Source organism: Nocardioides sp. JCM 18999 (genome assembly GCF_055391175.1).
The window spans coordinates 882,318-905,684 of sequence record NZ_AP043887.1 but is presented as its reverse complement, the minus strand read 5'-3'; the positions used below and the strand labels follow the sequence as shown (position 1 = coordinate 905,684).

At 69.7% G+C, this 23,367-nt stretch carries 24 protein-coding genes; 5 read left to right on the top strand and 19 right to left on the bottom strand.

All coding sequences use genetic code 11. The features are described 5' to 3' along the window. Positions 1 to 114: 114 nt before the first annotated feature. From ACZ5J1_RS04345 to ctaC, 3 genes are read right to left on the bottom strand one after another with little or no spacing between them, the layout of a single operon-like run. Positions 115 to 540, bottom strand: coding sequence for a cytochrome c oxidase subunit 4 (locus ACZ5J1_RS04345; RefSeq protein WP_464562870.1), 426 nt, complete (start codon positions 538 to 540; stop codon positions 115 to 117). Further along, on the bottom strand, positions 540 to 2,231 hold the full coding sequence (ctaD, locus tag ACZ5J1_RS04340; RefSeq protein ID WP_464562868.1) for an aa3-type cytochrome oxidase subunit I: 1,692 nt from the start codon (positions 2,229 to 2,231) through the stop codon (positions 540 to 542). The genes ACZ5J1_RS04345 and ctaD overlap by 1 nt, the downstream gene beginning before the upstream one ends. Next, a complete protein-coding gene (gene ctaC, locus ACZ5J1_RS04335; RefSeq protein ID WP_464562852.1) occupies positions 2,228 to 3,178 on the bottom strand; it encodes an aa3-type cytochrome oxidase subunit II in 951 nt (316 codons plus the stop codon). The genes ctaD and ctaC overlap by 4 nt, the downstream gene beginning before the upstream one ends. 14 nt (positions 3,179 to 3,192) lie before the next feature. Here ctaC and ACZ5J1_RS04330 point away from each other — a divergent pair, with 14 nt between their 5' ends. From ACZ5J1_RS04330 to ACZ5J1_RS04320, 3 genes are all read left to right on the top strand, one after another. After that, on the top strand, positions 3,193 to 4,320 hold the full coding sequence (locus ACZ5J1_RS04330) for a cysteine desulfurase family protein (RefSeq protein ID WP_464562850.1): 1,128 nt from the start codon (positions 3,193 to 3,195) through the stop codon (positions 4,318 to 4,320). A 10-nt stretch (positions 4,321 to 4,330) separates the two neighbouring features. After that, a complete protein-coding gene (locus ACZ5J1_RS04325) occupies positions 4,331 to 5,314 on the top strand; it encodes a carbohydrate kinase family protein (protein ID WP_464562848.1) in 984 nt (327 codons plus the stop codon). A gap of 82 nt (positions 5,315 to 5,396) precedes the next feature. Then, positions 5,397 to 5,594, top strand: a complete 198-nt coding sequence (locus tag ACZ5J1_RS04320) for a hypothetical protein (protein WP_464562846.1) — start codon at positions 5,397 to 5,399, stop codon at positions 5,592 to 5,594. Between the two features lie 82 nt (positions 5,595 to 5,676). Here ACZ5J1_RS04320 and erpA read toward each other — a convergent pair whose 3' ends face one another. The 9 genes from erpA to ACZ5J1_RS04275 form a co-directional block, all read right to left on the bottom strand. Continuing rightward, positions 5,677 to 6,030: an iron-sulfur cluster insertion protein ErpA gene (gene erpA, locus ACZ5J1_RS04315; RefSeq protein WP_464562844.1), complete on the bottom strand. Its 354-nt coding sequence runs from the start codon at positions 6,028 to 6,030 to the stop codon at positions 5,677 to 5,679. Between the two features lie 138 nt (positions 6,031 to 6,168). Continuing rightward, a complete protein-coding gene (gene nadA / locus ACZ5J1_RS04310; RefSeq protein WP_464562842.1) occupies positions 6,169 to 7,344 on the bottom strand; it encodes a quinolinate synthase NadA in 1,176 nt (391 codons plus the stop codon). After that, the gene (locus tag ACZ5J1_RS04305) at positions 7,341 to 8,795 is read right to left on the bottom strand and encodes a sensor histidine kinase (protein ID WP_464562840.1); all 1,455 of its coding nucleotides are present in this window, start codon (positions 8,793 to 8,795) and stop codon (positions 7,341 to 7,343) included. Before ACZ5J1_RS04305 ends, nadA begins: the two co-directional genes overlap by 4 nt. Further along, positions 8,792 to 9,514, bottom strand: a complete 723-nt coding sequence (locus ACZ5J1_RS04300) for a response regulator transcription factor (protein WP_464562838.1) — start codon at positions 9,512 to 9,514, stop codon at positions 8,792 to 8,794. The genes ACZ5J1_RS04305 and ACZ5J1_RS04300 overlap by 4 nt, the downstream gene beginning before the upstream one ends. A gap of 51 nt (positions 9,515 to 9,565) precedes the next feature. Continuing rightward, the gene (locus ACZ5J1_RS04295; protein ID WP_464562836.1) at positions 9,566 to 11,191 is read right to left on the bottom strand and encodes an efflux RND transporter periplasmic adaptor subunit; all 1,626 of its coding nucleotides are present in this window, start codon (positions 11,189 to 11,191) and stop codon (positions 9,566 to 9,568) included. Next, positions 11,188 to 12,129 (bottom strand): DUF5666 domain-containing protein, encoded by a 942-nt coding sequence (locus ACZ5J1_RS04290; protein WP_464562834.1) that lies wholly within the window; start codon positions 12,127 to 12,129, stop codon positions 11,188 to 11,190. Before ACZ5J1_RS04290 ends, ACZ5J1_RS04295 begins: the two co-directional genes overlap by 4 nt. Positions 12,130 to 12,139: 10 nt before the next feature. After that, on the bottom strand, positions 12,140 to 13,369 hold the full coding sequence (locus ACZ5J1_RS04285) for an ABC transporter permease (protein WP_464562832.1): 1,230 nt from the start codon (positions 13,367 to 13,369) through the stop codon (positions 12,140 to 12,142). Beyond that, positions 13,366 to 14,091 (bottom strand): ABC transporter ATP-binding protein, encoded by a 726-nt coding sequence (locus tag ACZ5J1_RS04280; protein ID WP_464562830.1) that lies wholly within the window; start codon positions 14,089 to 14,091, stop codon positions 13,366 to 13,368. The genes ACZ5J1_RS04285 and ACZ5J1_RS04280 overlap by 4 nt, the downstream gene beginning before the upstream one ends. Continuing rightward, positions 14,088 to 15,248 (bottom strand): efflux RND transporter periplasmic adaptor subunit, encoded by a 1,161-nt coding sequence (locus tag ACZ5J1_RS04275; RefSeq protein ID WP_464562828.1) that lies wholly within the window; start codon positions 15,246 to 15,248, stop codon positions 14,088 to 14,090. Before ACZ5J1_RS04275 ends, ACZ5J1_RS04280 begins: the two co-directional genes overlap by 4 nt. A gap of 136 nt (positions 15,249 to 15,384) precedes the next feature. On the opposite strand from ACZ5J1_RS04275, the gene ACZ5J1_RS04270 reads away from it, so the two are divergent. Next, entirely contained in the window at positions 15,385 to 15,984 is a 600-nt protein-coding gene (locus ACZ5J1_RS04270) for a DUF3043 domain-containing protein (RefSeq protein ID WP_464562826.1), read from the top strand. A 27-nt stretch (positions 15,985 to 16,011) separates the two neighbouring features. Here the strand turns inward: ACZ5J1_RS04270 and dapB are convergent, their stop codons facing one another. Next, complete coding sequence (dapB, locus tag ACZ5J1_RS04265) at positions 16,012 to 16,755, bottom strand: 4-hydroxy-tetrahydrodipicolinate reductase (protein ID WP_464562824.1); 744 nt, start codon at positions 16,753 to 16,755, stop codon at positions 16,012 to 16,014. Positions 16,756 to 16,858: 103 nt separating this feature from the next. Between dapB and ACZ5J1_RS04260 the strand changes: the two genes are divergently transcribed. Next, a complete protein-coding gene (locus tag ACZ5J1_RS04260) occupies positions 16,859 to 17,326 on the top strand; it encodes a class I SAM-dependent methyltransferase (RefSeq protein WP_464564702.1) in 468 nt (155 codons plus the stop codon). Between the two features lie 50 nt (positions 17,327 to 17,376). Here ACZ5J1_RS04260 and ACZ5J1_RS04255 read toward each other — a convergent pair whose 3' ends face one another. From ACZ5J1_RS04255 to ACZ5J1_RS04230, 6 genes are all read right to left on the bottom strand, one after another. Beyond that, the gene (locus tag ACZ5J1_RS04255; protein WP_464562822.1) at positions 17,377 to 18,576 is read right to left on the bottom strand and encodes a M16 family metallopeptidase; all 1,200 of its coding nucleotides are present in this window, start codon (positions 18,574 to 18,576) and stop codon (positions 17,377 to 17,379) included. Between the two features lie 83 nt (positions 18,577 to 18,659). Further along, the gene (locus ACZ5J1_RS04250) at positions 18,660 to 20,903 is read right to left on the bottom strand and encodes a polyribonucleotide nucleotidyltransferase (RefSeq protein WP_464562820.1); all 2,244 of its coding nucleotides are present in this window, start codon (positions 20,901 to 20,903) and stop codon (positions 18,660 to 18,662) included. Between the two features lie 147 nt (positions 20,904 to 21,050). After that, the gene (rpsO, locus tag ACZ5J1_RS04245; protein ID WP_464562818.1) at positions 21,051 to 21,326 is read right to left on the bottom strand and encodes a 30S ribosomal protein S15; all 276 of its coding nucleotides are present in this window, start codon (positions 21,324 to 21,326) and stop codon (positions 21,051 to 21,053) included. A 175-nt stretch (positions 21,327 to 21,501) separates the two neighbouring features. After that, positions 21,502 to 21,744: a DUF6458 family protein gene (locus ACZ5J1_RS04240; RefSeq protein ID WP_464562816.1), complete on the bottom strand. Its 243-nt coding sequence runs from the start codon at positions 21,742 to 21,744 to the stop codon at positions 21,502 to 21,504. A 102-nt stretch (positions 21,745 to 21,846) separates the two neighbouring features. Further along, positions 21,847 to 22,977, bottom strand: coding sequence for an HAAS signaling domain-containing protein (locus tag ACZ5J1_RS04235; protein WP_464562814.1), 1,131 nt, complete (start codon positions 22,975 to 22,977; stop codon positions 21,847 to 21,849). Further along, on the bottom strand, positions 22,974 to 23,315 hold the full coding sequence (locus ACZ5J1_RS04230; protein WP_464562813.1) for a PadR family transcriptional regulator: 342 nt from the start codon (positions 23,313 to 23,315) through the stop codon (positions 22,974 to 22,976). Before ACZ5J1_RS04230 ends, ACZ5J1_RS04235 begins: the two co-directional genes overlap by 4 nt. Positions 23,316 to 23,367: the final 52 nt, after the last annotated feature.

Sequence of the window (23,367 nt, the reverse complement as noted above, 5' to 3'; positions counted from 1 at the left end):
CAGAGGACTGAGGGTTCTGACGCCCGTAGCTGCAAGGCGGAGGCTCGAAGCTGGCCTTGGAGCGAAGCGGCCAGCGAGGGGCCGACAACGCAGCAGATGCGGGTGGCAGGACTCTCAGTGGGCGTGTTCGCCGCGGTAGTACTCGTAGATCCAGCCGGAGACGGCCAGGGCGCCGAGGACGCCGCCGATGATCATCATCCACCACGCGAGCACCGCCGCGCCGTAGACGATGATCGCCAGGGTCATCGCGGCCCACAGCGGCCACCAGGAGTACGGCGGGAAGAAGCCGAGCTCGCCGGCGCCGTCCGCGATCTCCGCGTCCGGCAGGTCCTCCGGCCGGGCCGGGTCCTTGATCGCGTGGAAGCCGAGGTAGAAGGAGATCATCGCGACCAGCAGCGTGCACATGGTCAGGGCCGACGTACCGGTCCAGTCACCACCGTGCTCGGAGTTGGAGGTCACGATCCAGTAGGCCGGGGTCACCAGCACGAGGAAGATCGTGCAGGAGATGAAGATCCAGGTCTCGCCCTTCATGTTCTTCATCAGTGGGCGTCCTTTCCGGTCAGGGCGTTGTCGTCATCCGTGTCGTCGAGCTCGAGCGCGGCGATCTCCGGGTGGTGGAGATCGAAGGCGGGAGATTCCGAACGGATCCGCGGCAGCGTGTTGAAGTTGTGTCGCGGCGGCGGGCAACTGGTCGCCCACTCGAGCGAACGGCCCCAGCCCCACGGGTCGTCGACCTCGACCTTGGGCGACTTGCGCGTGATCCAGACGTTGTAGAGGAACGGCAGCACCGACAGGCTCAGCAGGAAGGCGCCGACGGTGGAGATCTGGTTGAGCGTGTCGAAGCCGTCGGTGGGCAGGTAGTCGGCGTAGCGACGCGGCATGCCCTCCACACCCAGCCAGTGCTGGACGAGGAACGTGGTGTGGAAGCCGATGAACAGCAGCCAGAACTGGATCTTGCCCAGACGCTCGTTGAGCATCTTGCCGGTGAACTTCGGCCACCAGAAGTAGAAGCCGGCGAACATCGCGAACACGACGGTTCCGAAGACGACGTAGTGGAAGTGCGCCACCACGAAGTAGGAGTCGGAGACGTGGAAGTCGAGCGGCGGGCTAGCCAGGATGACGCCCGTCAGACCACCGAAGAGGAAGGTGGTCAGGAAGCCGAGGGTGTAGAGCATCGCGGAGTCGAAGCTGATCGACCCGCCCCACATTGTGGCGATCCAGTTGAAGAACTTCACACCGGTCGGAACGGCGATCAGGAACGTCATGCCGGAGAAGAACGGCAGGTCGACGGCACCGGTGACGAACATGTGGTGCGCCCACACGGCGACGGAGAGGATCGCGATACCGAGCGTGGCGCCGACGAGGCCGACGTACCCGAAGATCGGCTTGCGGCTGAAGACCGGGAGGATCTCGGAGACGATGCCGAAGAACGGCAAGGCGATGATGTACACCTCTGGGTGTCCGAAGAACCAGAACAGGTGTTGCCACAGCACGGCGCCACCATGGGAGGCGTCGAAGACATGGGCCCCGAGTTGTCGGTCGGCCTCCAGGGAGAGCAGCGCGCCGGCCAGGACCGGGAACGCGATCAGGACGAGCAGCGACGTGATCAGCGTGTTCCAGGTGAAGATCGGCATCCGGAACATGGTCATGCCGGGGGCACGCATGCAGATGATCGTGGTGATGAAGTTGACCGCGCCGAGGATGGTGCCCAGACCGGCCATCCACAGACCCATGATCCACAGGTCGCCACCCACTCCGGGCGAGCGGACGCCGTTGGAGAGCGGGGTGTAGGCGAACCAGCCGAAGTCGGCGGCACCGTCACGGGTCAGGAACCCGGAGGCGGCGATCAGACCACCGAACAGGAACAGCCAGTAGCTGAACATGTTCAGACGCGGGAACGCGACGTCGGGCGCACCGATCTGGAGCGGCATGATCGCGTTGCCGAACGCGAAGAACAGCGGGGTCGCGAAGAGCAGCAGCATGATCGTGCCGTGCATCGTGAAGAGCTGGTTGTACAGCTCGTCGTTGACGACCTGGCTGCCCGGGAAGGCGAGCTCGGCGCGGATCAGCAGGGCCATCAGGCCACCGATGAGGAACCACGCGAACGCGGTGACGAAGTACAGCTTGCCGATCAGCTTGTGATCGGTGGTGGTCAGGATCCGGAAGATCTGCTGACCGAGCGGACGGCGGCCGCTAGGGGTCGCCGTTCCCGGTGTCGCGGTCGCGGTCACTCTGAATCTCCCTCCAGGCCAGCCTGGGTGCTTGCATCGGAGCCACCGAGCAGCGGGGTGTCGCGGACAGCGCCCTGCTCCTCGAGCTCCTTGAGGTGGTTGTCGTAGTCAGCCTGGCTGACCACCTTGACGTTGAAGAGCATGCGCGAGTGCGAGACACCGCAGAGCTCGTAGCACTTGCCGACGTAGTCACCGATCACCGTCGGGGTGACCGCGTAGTGGTTGACCCGGCCGGGGACGACGTCCATGCGCATGTGGAAGGACGGGACACCGAAGTTGTGGATGACATCGGGGCTGTGCAGGTTGAACCGCGTCGAGACGTCGACGGGCAGCCAGATGGTCGGGATGTACGACGCCGTGCCGGTCTCGAACACGTAGCGGTCGTAGGGGAACTCCTCCTGCTGCGAGGCGAAGTCGTCAGCCTCGGCGTCGCGCTCACCCAGGCCGTAGTTGAAGGTCCACGACCACTGCTGGCCGGTGACCTCGATCGTGTTGGTCACGTTCGACTGGTCGAGCATCACGTCCTGGCTCTTCACCGTGTGGGTGAAGAAGACGATGCACATCAGCACCGGCGCGATCGTGTAGAAGATCTCGAGCGGCAGGTTGTACCGGGTCTGCACCGGGATGTCGTCGGCGCTGCGACGACGGAAGCGCCAGATCGCGTAGAAGATCAGGCCCCACGTGATGACACCGGTCACCATGGCGGCGATCCAGGCGCCCTGCCAGAGCGCGAGGTTGCTCTCGCCCTCGACGGTGACGGTGGGCGGCATTGCGATCCGCTTCCACTCGTCCTTCGTCCCGAACGAACATCCCGACAGCGAAATCACAGCCAGCCCGAGCATTCCTGCCCCGACTAGACGGCGACGCGCTCCATGGCGCACAGCACTCCATTCCACGACTCGCACACTAGCGGAACTGGCCGGGCCCTGACCCACCGGGTCGCCCATCTAGGCTGCGGTTTGTGGCCAATCCGCCGGTGTATCTCGACTCGGCCTCCTCCGAACCGCTCCACCCGGCCGCCCGGGAGGTGCTGCTGGCGGCGTACGAGCGCGGTTTCGCCGATCCGCGACGCCGCCACGGGCCGGCTCGGGACGCCCGCCTGCTGCTCGACAACGCCCGCGAGGTGGTCGCCGAGGCGCTCGGCGTCCGCCGTGACGAGGTGAGCTTCACCGCGTCGGGGACCGAGGCGGTCCACCGGGGCCTGCTGGGGCTGGCCCAGGCGCGTCGGGCCGCCGGACGGACCGTCGTGCACACCGCGGTGGAGCACCAGGCCGTCTTCCACGCCACCGCGTGGTGGGGTGAGTCCTCGGCGGTCGCCGTCGACGAGCTGGGCCGGGTCGATCCCGCCCGGGTACGTCGTCGGGCGAGCGATCCGGCCGTCCGTGCCGCGGTCGCGGCGATCCAGTCGGCCAACCACGAGGTCGGCACCGTCCAGCCGATCGGCGACCTCGACCTGCCGATCCCGCTCTTCGTCGACGCCTGTGCCTCGATGGGGCGTCTCCCGCTCCCCGAGGGATGGGACGCGGCCGCCGGATCGGCGCACAAGTGGGGCGGCCCCGGCGGCGTCGGCGTGCTGCTGGTCCGCGCTCGGGTGCCCTGGGAGTCGCCGTTCCCCCACGACGACCGGGTCGACGAGCGCACCGTCGGGTTCGAGAACGTGCCCGCCGCCCTCGCCGCCGCGGCTGCGCTGCAGGCGGTCGTGGCCGAACGTGCCGAGGTGAACGCCCGGCAGCACGGTCAGGTCGACCGCCTCAGGGCCGCGATCGCGGCGATGCCGGGAGCCACGGTGCTGGGCGACCCCGAGGACCGTCTCCCCCACCTCGTCACGGTCGCCTTCGACGGCGTCGACGGTGAGGCACTGATCGACGCCCTGGCCACGGCGGGCGTCGGCGCGGCGAGCGGGTCCGCGTGCGGTGCCAGCGCGCTCGAGCCGTCCCGGATCGTGGCTGCTCTGGGTGCTCTGGACGCCGCCACGCACGGGAACCTGCGTCTCTCGGTCGCCCGGGAGACGACGGACGCCCAGGTCGACGAGGTGATCTCCGTCCTGCCGACGGTGGTCGCTGCGTTGCGGAGCGCTCTGCCCCAGTAGGGTCGGCGGCATGTCCTCCGCCCTGCTGATCGCCGGTTCCGTCGCGACCGACCACCTGATGTCCTTCACCGGGGGACGGTTCGCCGACTCGATCGTCGCGGACAAGCTGGACAAGATCTCGCTCAGCTTCCTGGTCGACGACCTCGAGATCCGGCGCGGCGGCGTGGCCGCCAACATCGCCTTCGGGCTCGGCAGCCTCGGTCTCGCTCCCGTGCTGGTGGCAGCGGTCGGTGAGGACTTCGCCGAGTACCGCTCCTGGCTGGTCCGACACGGGGTGAACTGCGACCACGTGCACGTCTCCGAGACCCGGCACACCGCCCGGTTCGTCTGCACCACCGACCCGACGATGGCCCAGATCGCCAGCTTCTACCCCGGCGCGATGAGCGAGGCCCGTCAGATCGAGCTCGAGCCGATCGTGGCCGCGGTCGGCACGCCGTCGTACGTCCTGATCGGGGCCGACGACCCCGAGGGCATGCTCCGTCACACCGAGGAGTGCCGCCAGCGCGGCTACCGGTTCATCGCCGACCCGAGCCAGCAGCTCGCCTTCGGCGACGGCGACCTGATCCGCCAGCTCGTCGACGGCGCGGCGATCCTGTTCAGCAACGAGTACGAGGCCGGCCTGATCGAGTCCAAGACGGGCTGGAGCGCCGCCGAGGTGCTCTCCCGGGTCGGCGTCCAGATCACCACCCTCGGCGCCGACGGCGTCCGGATCACCCAGCGGGACGGGGAGACGATCACGCTCCCGGCGTGCAGCGACGTGAACGCGGTCGAGCCGACCGGCGTCGGTGACGCGTTCCGCTCCGCGTTCCTGGCCGCGATCACCTGGCGCCTGTCCTACGAGCGCGCCGCCCAGGTCGGCTGCACGCTCGCGGCGTACGTCGTCGAGACGGTCGGCACCCAGGAGTACCACTTCTCCAGCGACGCGTTCGCGGCCCGGCTCGCGGCGTCGTACGGCGAGGAAGCGGCCGCCGAGGTGCGGCCGCACCTGCCCTGATCCTGTTACTGATTCTGTTACCGACGAGTGTTACTGCTCGGTACTCGTAGGACTACCGAGCAGTAATGCTTAGCGTCGAGGTATGAGCCTGCCGACGACCCTGACTCGCACCGCATGGGACGAGATGTCGACCCCTGCCGAGTTCTCCGCCGACTGCCGCGCCGCCGAGGCGCACCTGGCCACCCCGACGCCGCGTCTGGCGGCGGTGACGAACGCACCGGAGCACCGCTTCGAGGACCTGCGTGCCCTCGCCGCGAGCGTCTCCTACGAGCTCGACTGAACGCTCCCTCCACGAGCGGACACAACGCGAAGGGCCCCAGCCGATCGGCTGGGGCCCTTCGCGTCGTTCGTGGTGCGACCGCTCAGTGGAAGCTGTCTCCACACGCGCACGAGCCGGTGGCGTTGGGGTTGTCGATGGTGAAGCCCTGCTTCTCGATGGTGTCGACGAAGTCGATCACGGCACCGTTGAGGTAGGGGGCGCTCATCCGGTCGACGACCACGCCGACGCCGTTGAAGTCGGTGACGACGTCACCGTCGAGGCTGCGCTCGTCGAAGAAGAGCTGGTAGCGCAGGCCCGAGCAGCCGCCCGGCTGCACGGAGATCCGGAGCGCGAGGTCGTCACGACCCTCCTGCTCCAGGAGGCTCTTCACCTTGCCAGCCGCACCTTCGGTGATGTTGATCTGGTCTTCGCGGTGCTCGTAGGTGGTGTCGCTCATCGTGGACTCCCGTCAAGTCGATAGGTCGGCGCCGATGTTCCTCGTGCCTGCCGGCACAGATTTCCTGGTGCCTACGGTGTACAAGTCTGACACAGGCGCGGCTATTCCACGCCTTCCGTCCGCGCCTCAGCCAGCGCTTCAGTCGACGCTGGTGCGGCCCGGCAGGTCCAGCATCCGCTCCAGGGCGACCTTGGCCCAGTGCTCGGTCTCGGCGTCGACCTCGATCACGTTCGGGACGGCACCGTCGACGAGCGACTCCAGCGCCCAGACCAGGTGCGGGAGATCGATCCGGTTCATCGTCGAGCAGTAGCAGACGTTGCGGTCGAGGAAGACGATCCGCTTGTCGGGGTGAGCCTTGGCCAGGCGCTGGACCAGGTTGAGCTCGGTGCCGATCGCCCAGGCGCTGCCCGCGGGCGCGGCCTCGATGGTGTTGATGATGAACTCGGTCGACCCGACCAGGTCCGCCTTGAGCACGACCTCGTGCTGGCACTCGGGGTGGACGATCACGTTGAGGTCCGGGATCTGGGCGCGCAGCGCGTCGATCGTGTCCGCCTCGAACCGGCCGTGGACGGAGCAGTGCCCCCGCCACAGGATCATGGTGGCGTCCTCGAGCTCGGCCTGGGTGAGCCCGCCGTTCTCCTTCAGCGGGTTCCACACGACGTTCTTCTCGAGGCCGATGCCGAGCTTGAGGACCGCGGTGTTGCGGCCCAGGTGCTGGTCGGGCAGGAAGAAGATCTTGGCGTCGGGGCCCTTCTGCTCGAAGGCCCACTCCAGCACGGTCTGGGCGTTGGAGGAGGTGCAGACCACTCCCCCGTGACGGCCGCAGAAGGCCTTGATGTCGGCCGAGGAGTTCATGTAGGTCACCGGGACGACCTGGTCGGCGATCCCGGCGGCCTCCATCGCCGCCCAGGCACGCTCGACCTGGGCGAGACGGGCCATGTCGGCCATCGAGCATCCTGCGGCGAGGTCCGGCAGGATCACCTGCTGGTCGGGGCCGGTGAGGATGTCGGCCGACTCGGCCATGAAGTGCACGCCGCAGAAGACGATGAACTCGGCGTCCGGCCGCGCCGCGGCGTCGCGGGCGAGCTTGAACGAGTCGCCGGTGACGTCGGCGAACTGGATGACCTCGTCGCGCTGGTAGTGGTGACCCAGCACGAAGACCCGGTCCCCGAGGGCCGCCTTCGCGGCCTGCGCTCGCGCGACCAGGGTCGGGTCCGAGGCGGCCGGGAGGTCCCCCGGACACTCGACGCCGCGCTCGGAGTCGAGGTCGATGCCACGACCGAGCGGGAGCAGCGGGAGGTCGACGGTTGTCATGGCTCCAGTTTAGTGGCGGGCAGTTCGACCACGACCGCGGTGTCACCCGGAGCGCTGCCCAGGCTCACCGTGCCGCCGTGGGAGACCACGATCGCCTTCACCAGGGCCAGTCCGAGGCCGGCTCCGGAGTCGGCGTCGTGGAGCCGGGCGGCGTCTCCCCGGGCGAACCGTTCGAACGGGTCGAGTCCTGCCGGGAAGCCGGGGCCGGTGTCGTGCACGGTGAAGCCCGTCGCGGTGACGGTGACCGTGACCCGGGTGCCCGCCGGGGTGTACCGGCGTGCGTTGGTGAGCAGGTTGCTGATCACCTGGTGGAGCCGCAGCTCGTCCCCGACGACCTCCACGGGAACGTCAGGGGCCACCACGACCCAGGCGTGGTCGGGGGCCAGCACCCGAGCGTCGGTGACCGCCTCGAGCACGAGCCGGGTCAGGTCGACGGGGTCGGAGGCGAGCGGACGGCCGGCGTCGAGACGAGCCAGCAGCAGCAGGTCCTCCACCAGGGCGGTCATCCGGGTCGACTCCTCGTCGACCTTGGCCAGCGCCGTCGGGATGGTCTCGGGCCGCACCCGGGCGAGCTCGGTGTATCCCCGGATCGTGGTCAGCGGCGTGCGCAGCTCGTGCGAGGCGTCGGCGACGAACTGGCGGACCTGCTGCTCGCTGCGGTGGCGCGCGACCAGGGACGTCTCGACGTGCTCGACCAGCGTGTTCAGCGCCGCCCCGACCTGACCGACCTCGGTGTGGTCGTCGGTGAGGTCGGCCGGGACCCGTTCCAGCCGCCCGATCTCTCCCTCGGCCAGCGGGGCCGCCGCCACCGCGTGCGCGGTGGCAGCCACGTCGCGCAAGGGCCGGAGCTGGCGACGTACGACGACGAGGCCCGCGCCCAGCGCGGCGAGCACGCCGAGCAGGACCAGCAGGATCTCCCACTTGAACAGGGACCGGACGGCGTCGTCGACCTCCGTGGTCGGCATCCCGGTGACCAGGGTCCCCTCGACCGTGCCCGCGGGCGTGGTCAGCTCGATCGGACGGGTCGCGACCCGGAAGGAACCGTGCCCGGGGACGTCGACCCCGGAGACGGTGCCGTCGTCGGGCAGGTCGGCGAGCTCGTCGAGGGTCTCGTCGGAGAGCGGCGTCCCCGTCCCGGGGGTGTCCCCCAGCACGATCCCGGACTGCTGGTCGCCGGCGATCACCGCGTTCAGCGTCCCGGGCGGCTGGTAGCGGCCGCCGAACCCGGGCCCGCCCGGAGGGCGCTCCGCCTGCGGTGGCGCGTCCTCGCCCCGGGGTGCCTGGGCGGCGAAGATCCTGACCGAGCGTTGGACGTCCTCGTCGAGCCGCGAGGTGAGGTAGCCCCGCATCGCCACGGTGGTCAGGACGGCGATCAGGCCCGAGACCACGGCCACCAGCACGACCGCGGTCACGACCAGCCGGGTGCTCAGGGTGGTCCGGGGTGTCCTCATGGGACTGCAGGCTTGAGCACGTACCCCGATCCGCGCAAGGTGTGGATCATCGGATCGCGTCCGACGTCGACCTTCTTGCGCAGGTAGGAGATGTAGAGCTCGACCACGTTGGCCTGGCCACCGAAGTCGTAGTTCCAGACCCGGTCGAGGATCTGGGCCTTGGACAGCACCCGCCGCGGGTTGCGCATCAGGTAGCGCAGCAGCTCGAACTCGGTCGCGGTGAGCGTGATCTCGTCCCCGCCCCGCCAGACCTCGTGGCTGTCCTCGTCGAGGGTCAGGTCACCGACGGTGAGGACTGCTGCGGCGGTGCTGCGCCGCGCCTTGGTGCGCCGCATCAGGCCGCGCAGCCGCGCGACCACCTCCTCCAGGGAGAACGGCTTGACCACGTAGTCGTCACCGCCAGCGGTGAGACCGGCGACCCGGTCCTCGATCGCGTCCTTCGCGGTCAGGAACAGCACTGGCAGGTCCGGGTCGAAGGCGCGGAGCTTGCGCAGGGTCTCCAGGCCGGTCATGTCCGGCAGCATGATGTCGAGCACCACCGCGTCGGGCCCCACCCGACGGGCTGCCGCGACCGCGTCGGCACCGGTGTGGGCGACCGTGGCCTCCCACCCCTCGTAACGCAGCGACATCGCCACCAGCTCGGCGATGTTGACCTCGTCGTCGACGACGAGGACACGCACCGGTGTCCCGTCCTGGCGCACGATCTGACCCTGGCTCACCCGACCATCCTGCCTGTTGATGCTGTGGATCGACTGTGGGGCGACTGAGCGCTACCGGCCACCTCCACCGATGCCTCCTCCGGTGACGCCGCTCCGGGAGAACGCGGCCGGGCCGCCCGTCCCGCCGCCGAAGCCCGTGCGCGAGTTGCTGCTGGTGCTGCTGGTGGGCAGCTCCGCGTCGAGATCGGCGAGGACGACCTGGTCTCCCGCGTCGAGTCCGTCGGTGATCTGGGTCCGGCTCGCGCCGACCAGGCCGGTGGTCACCTTCGTCCGGGTCACGGCTCCGTCCTTGAGCACCTGGACGGTGCCGGACGAGACCGCGCTGGTGGGCACCGTGAGGACGTCGGCGGCGGTACCGACGACCACGTCGACGGCGGCCGTGCCGCCTTGCGGCAGAGTGAGGTCGGACGCGTCGAGGGTGATCAGGACGGGGTACGTCGAGCTGCCGGTGGAGTCGGCGGAGGCGACGTGGCTGACCCGGGTCACATGGGCGTCGAGCGCCTCCTCGGCGCCGGCCGGCAGCACGTGGGCGACCTGGTCGGCGGCGAGCTCGGCCGCCTGGGTGGCGCTGACCCCGATGGTCAGCGTGACGGTCCCCGAGCCGAGCAGCGTCCCGAGCGACGTACCGGCGCTGACGGTGTCGCCCTTCGCGACGTCCAGGGCACCGATCGTGCCGGCGGTCGGCGCGGTGATCACGGCGCCGTCGAGGTTCTGCTGCGCCGTGATCAGGTCCGCCTCGGCCTGGTCGATCGAGGCCTGGTCGGAGGCGAGGGTCGCGGCGGTGACCTCCCGGGACCCCATCCCCGATCCGCCGCCGGTCGAGGTGCTGGACCCCGAGGAACCGGCTGACCCGCCCTGCGAACCGCCCTGGGTGGCCGTTCCGCCGCTGGTCGACGAGCCGCTGCCCTTGAGCGAGGTGGTCAGGGTGGCCAGTGCCTTCTGCAGCGCCTGCTGGGCCTTCTGCGCCGTGCCCTGAGCGTCGTCGACCGCGGTGAGTGCGTCGGTGCACGCAGCCGTGGCGGCACTGTCGATGCTGCTGGCGTCGGCCGGATCGGTCGGGGTGAACGCCGTCGCGCAGGCGGTCTGCTGGGCCTCCAGGGCCGACGAGGCGGCAGCCAGGGCCTTCGACGCGTCGGTCTGGGCCGAGGTGACCGCCTGCTGCTGCTGGCGGAGCTTCGCCGCAGCGGCGGCAGCAGCAGCCGCCTGCTTCTTCGCCGCAGCTGCGGCCTGCTTCTTCGCCCTGGCCGCGCTCGCCTGGGCCGCGGCCTCGGCCGCCTCGGCGTCGTCCTCCGCCGTCGCCGCGTCGACCTGGGCCTGCTGGTCGCTGGCCAGCGTGGCCTTGGCGTTGGCGACCTTGGCCTCGGCTGCCGAGACACTCGCGGTGAGGTCGGTGGTGTCGAGACGGGCGATCACCTGACCGCGCTTGACCGCGTCACCGACGCTGACCTTGACCGAGGAGACGGTCCCGGAGGCGCCGAAGGCGAGAGCCGACGACGAGGACCGGTCCAGCGTCCCTGACAGGGCGATCGTCTGCTGGACGTCACCGGTCGCGACGGAGGCGAACCGGTAGCTCGGGTCCCCGCCGGAACCGGCCGCGTAGGCCCATCCCGCCCCGCCGAGGACGAGGGCACCGGTCACGGCAGCCCCGGCCAGGGAACGTGCACGGAGCGACCTCACGACGTCGACCCGCCGCCCTGGCCACCCGCCTGGCCGCCGGCCGGGCCGCGGCCACCGAAGCCGGTGGTGCACTGGCCGTCGACGGCCTGGCTGATCGCGATCCGCTCGGCCGCGACCGTGCCGGTGCTGTCGGTGGTGCCGTTCGCAGAGACGCACACGCCCGTCTGGAGGGCCTTCGCGGTCGAGCTCTGGGTGACGGTGTAGCTGGTGTCGCCGCTGACCGTGACGGTGACCGTGGTCGGGGTGGACGAGCTGGACGAGGAGGAGTCCTCACCGGGAGCGGACGGCGTCTGGGACTCGACGGTGAAGCCGGACGCCGAGACGGCGGTGACCTTGCCGATCGCTCCGAAACCACCCCGGCCGCCGCCGGGGCCGCCGTTGCCGTCAGGGGCTCCGCTGGGCACGTCGGTGGGCATGTCGGACGGGGCGCCCGAGGGCCGCTGCCCGTTCCCTGCGCCACCGCCGCCGAAGCCGAGCGAGCAGGTGCCGTCCGAGGAGACGGGACGGACGGTCACCCGGGTGGCGGCGACGGCGCTGGAGTCGCTGTCGCTGCTGCTGCCGTCGCTCGAACCGGTGTCGGCGCTGCGGTCGCGGGTCGCCACGACACAGCTGCCCACCGTGACCGACGCCAGCGTGCCCGCGACCTCGTTGGTGAACGTGGTGGCGTCGGAGTAGGTCACCGCGACCTGCTCGGAGGTGCCCTGGACCTGGAGGGTGGTGCCGTCGATCGCGGCGACCAGGCCGTTCGCGCCGGGGAAGCCGGCCTGCTGGCCGTTCTGGCTGTTCTGGCCCTGGGCACCCTGGGCGCCCTGGCTGTTCGTCCCGGACGAGGCGGCCGTTCCGTCGCTGCCGCCGCAGGCGGCCAGGGTGGCGAGCGCGAGGGCGCTCAGGCCGATCGCGGCCGTGCGGACGAGGCGGGTCGTGGAGGTCGTGGTCATGGTGTTCTTCCTATTCGCTGCGGAGTGCGTCGATGGGGGTGAGGCGGGCGGCCCGGCTGGCCGGGTAGACGCCGAAGCCGACGCCGAGGGCGAGCGAGGTGCCGAGAGCGGCGACGGTCGCGATCGCGGAGAGCGAGACCGGTTGGTCGATCAGGCTGGGCAGCACCCACGAGCCGACGTACCCGATCAGAACGCCGAGGAGGCCGCCGCACAGGCCGAGCAGGGAGGCTTCGACGAGGAACTGTCGACGGATCACGGCCGGGGTCGCCCCGAGCGCCTTGCGCAGGCCGATCTCGCGGATCCGCTCGGTGACGGAGACGAGCATGATGTTCATGACGCCGATGCCGCCGACCAGGAGCGAGATCGCCGCGATCCCGGCCAGGAGCACCGTCATCGTCCGGTTGGTCGCGTTGGCCGTGGTGACCAGCGACTCCTGGCTGGAGATGGTGAAGTCGGCGTCGCTGGCGGCGACGCCGTGGGTGGCGAGCAGCAGGGCGTTGATCTCCTGGTAGGCCGCGCTGAGCGTGTCCTGGGACTTCCCCTCGACGTAGATCGTCGAGACGCTCGCCGACGTCGAGCCGACGAGGCGCTTCTCGGTCGAGAGCGGCATCACGGCCTGGTCGTCCTCGCTCGTGCCGGACGAGGAGGCGCCGCTGGCCTCGAGGACGCCGATCACGGTCAGCTCGGCGCCGTCGACGGTCACGGTCTGGCCGACCGGGCTGATCGGGCCCGAGAAGAGCTCGCTCGCGGTGTCGGAGCCCAGCACCACCACGTCGGCGCCGGAGGCGGCCTCGTCGGCGGTGAAGAACCGTCCCGAGCTGATCGTCCGGGCGCGGACGTCGAGCCAGGACTGGGTGGTGCCGACCAGCGAGGTGGTCCAGTTGGTCTCCCCCGCGGTCAGTGCGGCGTTGGTGCTGCTCACCGCGGCGACCTGGGCCACGTCGGGAGCGACCGTGTCGTCGGCGATCGCGTTGGCGTCCTGCAGCGTGAGCGTGGTCGCCGAGCCGAACCCGCCGCGCACGCCGGAGGTGTTGGTCGAGGAGCCGGGGCTGACGATCAGCAGGTGGGAGCCGAGCGCGCTGATCTGGTCCTTCACCTTGTCCTGCGCGCCCTGGCCGAGGCCGACGGTCAGGATGACCGAGGAGATCCCGATCACGATGCCGAGCATCGTCAGCAGGCTGCGCAGCCGGTGGGAGCGGATCGCGTCGAGGGCGGTCCGGAAGGTCTCGATGCCGTTCATGCGGTCCTCGCACCACCGGTGAGGACGTCGTCGGTGATCAGGCCGTCGCGGATGACGAGGTTGCGGCTGGCGCGGGCGGCGACGTCGTGCTCGTGGGTGATCAGCACGATGGTGCGGCCCGCGGCGTGCAGCTCGTCGAGCAGGCCCAGGACGGCGTCGGTCGAGGCCGAGTCGAGGTTTCCGGTCGGTTCGTCGGCGAGGATGATGTCCGGCTCCGTGACCAGGGCACGGGCCACGGCGACGCGCTGCTGCTGGCCACCGGAGAGCTCACCGGGTCGGTTCTCGACCCGGTCACCGAGACCCACCTTGGTCAGCGCCGCGATCGCACGCTCCCGGCGCTCGGCGCGCGGGACGCCGGCGTAGAGCAGCGGGAGCTCGACGTTGCGCCAGGCGGGCAGCGTCGAGAGCAGGTGGAACTGCTGGAAGACGAAGCCGATCCGACGGTTGCGGACGTGGGCGAGCTGGGTCTCGGTCATCGTCGAGACGTCCTCCCCGCCGAGCCGGTAGGTGCCCTGGGTCGGGACGTCGAGACAGCCCAGCAGGTTCATCAGGGTCGACTTGCCGGAACCGGACGGACCGACCACGGCGACGTACTCCCCCTCCTCGATCCCGATGTCGATGCCGCAAAGGGCCTCGAACTCGATCGAGCCGGAGCGGTAGGTCTTGCGGACGCCGGCCAGCGAGACGACCGGCGCGAGGGACTCCCCCACTGCCGGGCTCACTGGGGCGCTCCGAAGTTGCCGCCGCTCGGCGGCGTGAAGCCCTCGGGCGGGGTGAAGTCGCCCCCGCCGAAGCCGCCGCGGTCCGTGCCCGAGCCACCGGAGCCCGAGCCGGTCGGGCGGGTGAAGCCGGGGATCTGGACGACGTCGCCCACGCTGAGACCGTCGGTGATCTCGGTGGTCGCGCCGTAGGCCTCGCCGACGGTGACGGTCTGCTTGACCTCCTTGCCGTCGACGATCTTCGTCACGTAGGTGGTGTCGCCGTCCGTCTTGAGTGCGCGGCTGCTCACCGCGATCACGTTCTCGGTCTGCTTGACCACGATCGAGGCGGTGACGCTGGTGCCGGAGTAGAGGTCGTCGCGGGTTCCGGTCACGGCGATGGTGACGGGGAAGACGGCGGCGCCGCTGCTGTTCGTCTCGGCGACCAGACCGACCGAGGAGACGGTCCCGAAGACGGTGTCGGTCATCCCCGTCACGGTGAGCTGGGCCTGCATGCCTTCCTTGACCTGGCCGATCTCGGAGCTGGCGACGGTGGCGTCGACGAGCCACCGTCCGTTGCTGACGATGCTGACGGCGCTGGTCGTCGTCGAGGTGGCGGCATTGGTCGCGGTCGAGCCGTTCCCGCCCGAGGAGCCGACCCGGTCACCGACCGCGAGGTCGAGCGCCGTGACGGTGCCGTTGATCGTGGCCCGCAGGGTCGCGTCCTCGACCGCCTGGTCGGCGGAGTCGACGTTCGCCTCGGCGGAGACGATGTTCGCCTTGTCGGAGGCGATCTGGACGGCGCTGGCATCGGCGTCGTAGTCGTCGGAGAGCTGGGTCTTGGCCGCGGTGAGCGAGGCCTTCGCGGCCGTCTGCGCCGCGACCAGAGCGGTGTCGTCGACCTCGGCGAGCGCCTGGCCCTTGGAGACCTTGTCGCCCTCCTCGACGAGGACCGCGGTCACGGTTCCGGAGACGTCGAAGTCGAGGTCCGCGGTCTTGTACGGCGCCATCGTGCCGCTCGCGGAGACGGTCTGCTTCACCGTCGTGGCCGCCACGGTCTCCGTGGTCGCGCTGACCGTCGCGGCGCTGTCGTCACCCCGCAGCCACCACCAGCCGAGGCCGCCGATGACGACGAGGAGCACCGCTCCACCGATCCACCATTTCGTTCGTATCCGTTGCACACGACGACTGTGTCGGGACGGACTGAGAATGCGATCGGGGAAAGTCTGAGATCCCTCTGTGAGCCACCCGGCAGGTAGTCTGGAGACTCAGTCGTCCCGCTGGTCACCACAGCATTCAGGTCAGGAAGAACCCGCCGTGTTTGGTCGCAAGTCCGCCACCCCCACTGCCCCCGCAGCCGACGAGACGTCGACCATGCAGGCCGAGTCCGTCGGGAAGGGCCGGCCGACGCCGACCCGCAAGGAGGCCGAGGCGGCGCGCCTGGCGAAGGCCCGCACGCCCCGCACCCGCAAGGAGGCCGCCGCGGCCGACCGGGCCCGTCGCGCCGAGGCCGGCGACAAGATGCGCCAGGCGATGAAGACCGGCGACGACCGCTACCTGCCCACCCGGGACAAGGGCCCGGTGCGGCGCTTCGTCCGCGACTACGTGGACTCGAAGTTCACGATCGCCGAGTTCATCCTGCCGCTGCTGGTCGTCACCCTGCTGATGGGGTGGAGCGGGCAGCGCTCTCTGGTCACCTTCGCGAACACCTTCATGATGCTGCTCCTGCTCGCCACCGCGGGCAACCTGGTGATCGTCTACGTCGGCCTGCGCCGCCAGATCAAGAAGCGCTGGCCCGACATGACGATGCGCGGCCTGGGCTACTACGCCTGCATCCGCGCCCTGCAGATGCGCATCCTGCGGATGCCCAAGACCCAGGTCAAGATCGGCGACAAGCTGAGCGACACCTACCACTGACGCATGAGGTGAGCAGGCAGACCTTGGTCAGAGGCCGAGGAAGTGCTCCAGGCCCACGGTGAGGCCGGGGTGCTGCTGAACACCGGTGATGCCGGCGATGACGCCGGGGACGAAGCTGGACCGGTCCATGCTGTCGTGCCGGATCGTCAGGGTCTCCCCGGCGGCGCCGAGGATCACCTCCTGGTGCGCGATCAGGCCGCGCACCCGCAGGCCGTGCACGTGGATGCCGTCCACCACGGCGCCACGAGCTCCGGGGAGCTCCTGCGTGGTCGCGTCGGGCACCGGGCCGAGACCGCCCTCGCGGCGGGCCGCAGCGATCAGCTCGGCGGTCCGGCGGGCGGTGCCGCTGGGTGCGTCGGCCTTGGTCGGGTGGTGCAGCTCCACGATCTCGACCGACTCGAAGTGCGGCGCGGCCAGCGCGGCGAAGCGCATCATCAGCAGGGCGCCGATGGAGAAGTTCGGGGCGATCACGACGCCGACCCCCGGCGCGGCCGCCAGCTGGCCCTGCAGGGTTGCGAGCCGCTCGTCGTCGAATCCGGTGGTGCCGACCACCGCGTGGATCCCGTGCTCGATCGCGAAGGCCAGGTTCCCCATCACCGCGTCCGGGTTGGTCACGTCGACGATGACCTCGACCCCCGCGTCGACGAGCCGACGCAGGTCGTCACCCCGCCCGATCCGGGCCACGAGGTCGACCCCGTCGGCCGCCTCGAGACCGGCCACGATCGCCGAGCCGAGCTTGCCACTTGCGCCTAGTACTGCCACGTTCGTCACAGCGTGAGGCTACCGGTCGCAGCACCGGTCCCGAGGATCTGGCAGTCTTGCCCTCATGCCGGTTCAGACAATTCCCGCGAGGATCCGTTGGGCGGTGGACTTCATGGACGTCCGCCCCAACGATCACATCCTCGAGGTCGGGTGCGGTCCGGGTGCCGGGGCGGAGCTCATCTGCAGCCGCCTCGAGACCGGAAAGCTCTTCGCCATCGACCGTTCCGAGTCCGGCGTGGACCGCACGAAGCGCCGTTGCGCTCCCTACGTCGACGCCGGTCGCCTGACGGTCCGACAGATCGACCTGGCCACCCTGCGCGTGCCGGTGAAGCGGCTGCACAAGGTGTTCGCCTTCAACGTGAACCTGTTCTGGGTCCGCGAGGCGCCGGAGGAGTTCGCCCTGCTGCACGAGCGCCTGCTGCCCGGTGGCGCGGTCTTCCTGTTCTACGAATCGACGCACCGCGAGCAGGTCCCGACGATCGTCGAGAACGCCTCGCGCCAGATGCAGGAGGCCGGCTTCCGGGTCAGCGTCGTCGACCAGAAGCAGCCGGCCGTGATCGGCCTGATCGGCAAGAAGTAGGACATGCGAAAGCCCGCCTCCCGACGTGTCGGGAGGCGGGCTTTCGCGTGTCAGGGAGTGACGAGCGCGAGCACCTCGGGGCGGGAGAAGATCTCCGCCGCGACGGCGTTGGCCTCCTCCAGGGTGACCCCGGCGATCCGGTCGAGGACCGCGTCGATGCTGAGCGTCTCGGCATGGGTGAGCTCGGCCTTCCCGAGGCGCGACATCCGAGACCCGGAGTCCTCCAGACCCAGCACCAGGCCACCACGGAGCTGCCCGATGCACATCGCCAGCTCCTCGGCGGTGATGCCGTCGGCGGCGAGCCGCGCCAGCTCCTCGCGTACGACGGCCAAGGACTCCTCCCGCTTGGACGGCAGGCATCCCAGCGCGACGGCGACGACCCCGGTCTCGGCCTGCGAGGACGCGAACGCGTACACGCTGTAGGCCAGGCCGCGTCGCTCCCGGACCTCCTGGAACAGGCGTGAGCTGGTGCCACCGCCGAGGGCGGTGGTCACGACCGAGAGTGCGAACCGTCGATCGTCGTCGCGCGGCAGCCCCTCCATGCCGAGGACCAGGTTGACCTGCTCGAAGGGGCGGGAGACGCTGCTGGAGCCCGGGAACACGGGCGCAGCCTCCAGGTCGGTGCGGAAGGCGAGCGGGCTGGCCTCCCCGGCCAGGAACCCGTTGCCGGCGAACGCCCGCTGGACCTCGGCGACGACGTCCTCGTGCCGCACGTTGCCGGCCGCCGCGACGACCATCCGTTCCGGGACGTAGTGCTCCCGGTAGAACGTGTCGACCTGGTCCCGGGTCAGCGCGGTGATGGAGCCCTCGGTGCCGGCGATCCCGCGACCGAGCGGGGTGTCGGCACCCCAGGCCTGGGCGGCGAAGAGGTTGTGCACCACGTCGTCGGGATCGTCGTCGTGCATCGCGATCTCGTCGAGGATGACCTCACGCTCGGCCTCGACGTCCTCCGCGGTGAGCACGGAGGAGGTGATCATGTCGCCCAGGACGTCGATCACCATCGGCAGGTCCTCGTCGAGGACCCGCGCGTGGAAGACCGTGTACTCCTTGGCGGTGTAGGCGTTGAACTCACCGCCGACCGCATCGAGCGCGGTGGAGATCTCCAACGCCGACCGGGTCGGGGTGCCCTTGAAGAGCAGGTGCTCCAGGAAGTGCGAGCAGCCGTGCAGGTCGGCGCTCTCGTCGCGCGAGCCGACACCGACCCATACACCGACAGACGCCGAGCGCACGCCGGCCATCTCTTCCGTCACGACCCGAAGGCCGCTGGGAAGGATGGTCCGGCGCACGCCCGGCGACAGTTCGATGCTGGGTGTGCTCGCGCTAGATGCGCTCGTCACTCCTCGGTCGAGGCAGCAGCCTCGTCAGAGTCAGCAGCGTCCTCGGAACCCTCGACGACGGGGGCCAGCGAGAGCTTGCCGCGGTCGTCGATCTCGACGATCTCGACCTGGATCTTCTGGCCGACCTCGACGACGTCGTCCACGGACTCCACACGCTTGCCGTCGTTGAGCACGCGCAGCTTGGTGATGTGGAGCAGGCCGTCCTTGCCCGGGAGCAGGGAGACGAAGGCACCGAAGTTGGTCGTCTTGACGACCGTACCCAGGTACTTCTCGCCGATCTCCGGCATGGTCGGGTTGGCGATCGCGTTGACCGCGGCCCGAGCGGCCTCGGCGGAGGCACCATCGGTGGCACCGATGTAGACCGTGCCGTCGTCCTCGATCGAGATCGTGGCGCCGGTGTCCTCCTGGATCTGGTTGATCACCTTGCCCTTCGGCCCGATGACCTCGCCGATCTTGTCGACCGGGACCTTGACCGAGATGATCCGCGGAGCGAACTCGCTCATCTCCTCGGGGCCGGCGATGGCCTCGTTCATCACGTCCAGGATCGCGAGACGCGCGTCCTTGGCCTGGTTCAGCGCGCTGGCCAGGACCGAGGCGGGGATGCCGTCGAGCTTGGTGTCGAGCTGCAGGGCCGTGACGAACTCACGGGTACCGGCGACCTTGAAGTCCATGTCACCGAACGCGTCCTCGGCACCGAGGATGTCGGTCAGCGCGACGTACTTCGTCTCGCCGTCGACCTCCCCGGAGATGAGGCCCATCGCGATACCGGCGACGGGGGCCTTCAGCGGGACGCCGGCCTGGAGCAGGGACAGGGTCGAGGCGCAGACCGAGCCCATCGAGGTGGAGCCGTTGGAGCCCATCGCCTCGGAGAGCTGACGGATCGCGTAGGGGAACTCCTCACGCGTCGGCAGCACGGGCAGGAGGGCGCGGCGCGCGAGCGCACCGTGACCGACCTCGCGGCGCTTCGGCGAACCGACGCGACCGGTCTCACCGGTGGAGAACGGCGGGAAGATGTACTTGTGCATGTAGCGCCGGTGCTTCTCCGGCGACAACGTGTCGAGCTGCTGCTCGAGCTTGAGCATGTCCAGCGTGGTGACGCCCAGGATCTGGGTCTCGCCACGCTCGAACAGCGCCGAACCGTGGACCCGCGGAAGGACCTCGACCTCGGCGTGCAGCGGACGGATGTCAGCCAGGCCACGACCGTCGATGCGGACCTTGTCGCGGAGCACCTGGGTGCGGATCGCGCTCTTGGTGACGGAGCGGAAGGCCGCGCCGATCTCGCCCTCGCGACCCTCGAAGTCGGCACCGATCTGGTCGAGCAGGGCGACCTTGATCTCGTCGTTCTTCTCGTCGCGCTCGGCCTTGGTGAGGTCACCGGCCTTGGCGGAGTACAGGTCGACGACCTGCTGGCCCACGGCAGCCTCGACGGCGGCGTAGACGTCGTCCTGGTAGTCCAGGAAGACCGGGTAGTCCGCGACGGGCTTGGCGGCCAGCTTCGCGAGCTCGACCTGCGCCTCGCAGAGCTGCTTGATGAACGGCTTGGCGGCGTCCAGACCGGCGGCGACGATGGCCTCGTTCGGCGCACCCGCACCGTTCTGGATGAGCTCCCAGGCCTGCTCGGGCGCCTCGGCCTCGACCATCATGATGGCGACGTCACCGGTGTCGGTGACGCGGCCGGCGACGACCATGTCGAAGACGGCGTTCTCGAGCTGGCTGTGGGTCGGGAACGCGACCCACTGGCCCTCGATCAGGGCGACGCGCGTGCCGCCGACGGGGCCGGCGAACGGCAGGCCGGAGAGCTGGGTCGACATCGACGCGGCGTTGATCGCGAGCACGTCGTAGGGAGCGTCGGGGTTGAGCGCCATCACGGTGATGACGACCTGGACCTCGTTGCGCAGACCCTTCTTGAAGGTCGGGCGCAGCGGACGGTCGATCAGGCGGCAGGCCAGGATGGCGTCCTCGCCGGGACGACCCTCGGAACGGAAGAAGGAGCCGGGGATCTTGCCCGCGGCGTACATCCGCTCCTCGACGTCGATCGTGAGGGGGAAGAAGTCGAAGTGGTCCTTCGGCTGCTTGGAGACGGTGGTGGCAGACAGCAGCATCGTGTCGTCGTCGAGGTAGGCGGTCACCGAGCCGGCGGCCTGGCGGGCGAGGAGCCCGGTCTCGAACTTGACGGTGCGCTTGCCGAACTTGCCGTTGTCGAGAACAGTCTCGACGGCGGAGATGACGGGTTCAGTCACAGTGTTCTCTTGTTCGTACGTGTGGGGCGCGTTCGCCCCACGGGAAATGGGATCTTGAATCTCTCGGATTGTATCCACCGCGTGAGGAAATGACGAAAGCCCCCGGACCGAGTCCGGGGGCTCCCGCCGAAGCGTGAGATCAGAAGATCAACGACGCAGGCCGAGACGCTCAATGATGCTGCGGTAACGGTTGATCTCCGTCTTCTGCAGGTAGTTGAGCAAACGACGACGCTGGCCCACGAGCAGCAGCAGACCACGACGGCTGTGGTGGTCGTGCTTGTGCTGCTTGAGGTGGTCGGTGAGGTGCGAGATGCGGTGCGAGAGCAGCGCGATCTGAACCTCGGGCGAACCGGTGTCGCCCTCGTTGACGGCGTATTCCGCGATGATCTTCTTCTTGGTCTCCGCGTCGGTACCGATCGACATAATGGCGACTCCTTCTCTCCCCAGCGGGGCATCCGTTGCACGGCGCGCCCGGGCCTGTTCACCGGGGCACTCTTCATCCGTGGCCGTTAGACGGCACGCCACCCCTTGCGGGGCAACCGGAGAACTCTAACGCGGAGTCGAGCCGGTCGGCGAATCAGCGCTCAGCCGACCGAGGTCACACCATCGGCGGGGCGTCGTCCCGCTCCTGGACGGTGCGGGTGCCGTCACGATGCGTGACCACGCTCGAGGAGCGTCGACGGCTTGCGGTGGTCGCCGCGGTCAGGACAATGGCGAGGGCTCCGACGGCGGCGAGGATCCACCCGACCATGGTCAGGTCGACGTTGGCGATCGTGTCGGTCACCGCGAGCGCCAGGACCAGCCCGACACCCAGCAGGAAGATTCCGAGTCCGTAACCCATCAGCGTTGCTCCTTGTCTCGTCGCGCCCGGGTTCGGGCGCCTCGGTGGACAGTGCCCACCGGGTCGACATCCGAAACCACGGGCGCGACGGGACAGCGAGACCTACTTCGACTTCTCGGGTGCGGCGGCGGTGTCGGTCGTCGTCGCCACGCCCGGCAGCGAGACCGTCGGGACCGACGCGAACGGGAGCGGACCGACCACCGGCGGGGTCTGCTCGGCGAACGCGGTCGGCGACAGCGCCGGGTCGGCCTGCGGGCGGCTGGTCAGCGGGAAGACGTTGTAGAGCTGCGCCGCACCGTTGGTCCAGGGGTAGAAGATCCGGGCCTGCAGCGCCTGCCCCGTCTCCGGGTCCTGGCAGGTGTAGTTCAGCTCGCCGTCAGCCGTCGGCTCCTCCGGCGGCAGCGGGTTCGCCGCCGTCGAGGTGCAGTCGGGCTGGGTGACCACGTGGATCGGCTGCCCGGTCTGGTCGAAGAGCTGCACGCCCGTCAGCGGCTTCCCCGCGGCGTCGTACGGGAAGATCTGCGAGACCCAGTGCCCGTCGGAGTAGATCCCTGCCTGGTCGGCGTAGTAGGGCTCCCCCGAGTTGTCGTACTGGACCTGCTCGTTCATCGCCTGGTTGTAACCGGACCAGAAGTACCGGTCGCGAGCGTCGTTGATGGTGGAGATCGTCATCACCACGGTGATCACCGCAGCGAGGTTGAGCCCCAGCACCACCAGGCGCGCGAGCAGGCCGCGCTGCCCTCCGGGCCAGAGCTTCCCGCGTCCCACCTGGACGCTGACCAGGGCGGCGACCGCGCTCAAGAGGAGCGGGGCAACGCCCAGGCTGGTGTTGAGCGCGAGCCAGGCTCCGCCGAGCGAGGCACCGCGGGCCAGCCACCAGGCGGGCCGCAGCCACGCCAGCAGGGGACGCGTGTCGCCGGGCAGCCGGTCGATCTGGCGGTCGGCGAAGGCGTGCGACCGGTCGAGCAGGCCCGTGACCCGGTCAGCGAGACCGGTCCGCTTCGTCGATCCGCCCGAGGTCGGCAGTCCGGCGGCGAGACGGAGCTCGTCGGCGTACTCCACGGGGTCGCCCAGGCTGGCCGGTCCGCGCTCGGCGACGAGCTCGCCGAGGTCGGCCTCCAGGCCGTCGGTGATCTCGCGGACCTCGTCCGGATCGAGATCGGCGAGCTCGGCCCGGACCTTGGCGAGGAAGAGGCGGACCTCGGGGGCGATGGAGGTGGTGGAGGTGCTCATGCCGGGACTCCCTGCAGACTCTGCTTACTCAGAAGCTTCGTGACGGTGGCGGAAAAGATCGTCCAGTCGTCGCTCTGCTGCTTGAGCTGATCGCGACCGACCGGGGTGATGCCGTAGTACTTGCGGTGCGGGCCCGACTCCGAGGGCACGACGTACGACGTCAGCGCTCCCGCCGAGTAGAGCCGGCGCAGGGTGCCGTAGACGGAGGCGTCGCCGACATCGTTGAGTCCGCCATCGCGCAGCCGTCGCACGATGTCGTACCCGTACGCGTCCTCGTGCTCGACCACGGCCAGGACCGTCAGGTCGAGCACGCCTTTGAGGAGCTGGGTGCTATCCATGCATCGCACACTACTACGCAAACCGCAGTACTGCGGTGAGCGCGGGTGCTGC

Bases quoted from the DNA above. Each gene is read 5' to 3' on its own strand.
- ACZ5J1_RS04345 (WP_464562870.1), bottom strand. From the start codon at position 540: ATGAAGAACATGAAGGGCGAGACCTGGATCTTCATCTCCTGCACGATC.
- ACZ5J1_RS04325 (WP_464562848.1), top strand. From the start codon at position 4,331: ATGTCCTCCGCCCTGCTGATCGCCGGTTCCGTCGCGACCGACCACCTG.
- rpsO (WP_464562818.1), bottom strand. From the start codon at position 21,326: ATGTCGATCGGTACCGACGCGGAGACCAAGAAGAAGATCATCGCGGAA.
- ACZ5J1_RS04285 (WP_464562832.1), bottom strand. From the start codon at position 13,369: ATGAACGGCATCGAGACCTTCCGGACCGCCCTCGACGCGATCCGCTCC.
- ACZ5J1_RS04230 (WP_464562813.1), bottom strand. From the start codon at position 23,315: ATGGATAGCACCCAGCTCCTCAAAGGCGTGCTCGACCTGACGGTCCTG.
- ACZ5J1_RS04320 (WP_464562846.1), top strand. From the start codon at position 5,397: ATGAGCCTGCCGACGACCCTGACTCGCACCGCATGGGACGAGATGTCG.
- erpA (WP_464562844.1), bottom strand. From the start codon at position 6,030: ATGAGCGACACCACCTACGAGCACCGCGAAGACCAGATCAACATCACC.
- ACZ5J1_RS04305 (WP_464562840.1), bottom strand. From the start codon at position 8,795: ATGAGGACACCCCGGACCACCCTGAGCACCCGGCTGGTCGTGACCGCG.
- ACZ5J1_RS04235 (WP_464562814.1), bottom strand. From the start codon at position 22,977: ATGAGCACCTCCACCACCTCCATCGCCCCCGAGGTCCGCCTCTTCCTC.
- ACZ5J1_RS04260 (WP_464564702.1), top strand. From the start codon at position 16,859: ATGGACGTCCGCCCCAACGATCACATCCTCGAGGTCGGGTGCGGTCCG.
- ctaC (WP_464562852.1), bottom strand. From the start codon at position 3,178: ATGGGCGACCCGGTGGGTCAGGGCCCGGCCAGTTCCGCTAGTGTGCGA.
- ACZ5J1_RS04290 (WP_464562834.1), bottom strand. From the start codon at position 12,129: ATGACCACGACCTCCACGACCCGCCTCGTCCGCACGGCCGCGATCGGC.
- ACZ5J1_RS04240 (WP_464562816.1), bottom strand. From the start codon at position 21,744: ATGGGTTACGGACTCGGAATCTTCCTGCTGGGTGTCGGGCTGGTCCTG.
- nadA (WP_464562842.1), bottom strand. From the start codon at position 7,344: ATGACAACCGTCGACCTCCCGCTGCTCCCGCTCGGTCGTGGCATCGAC.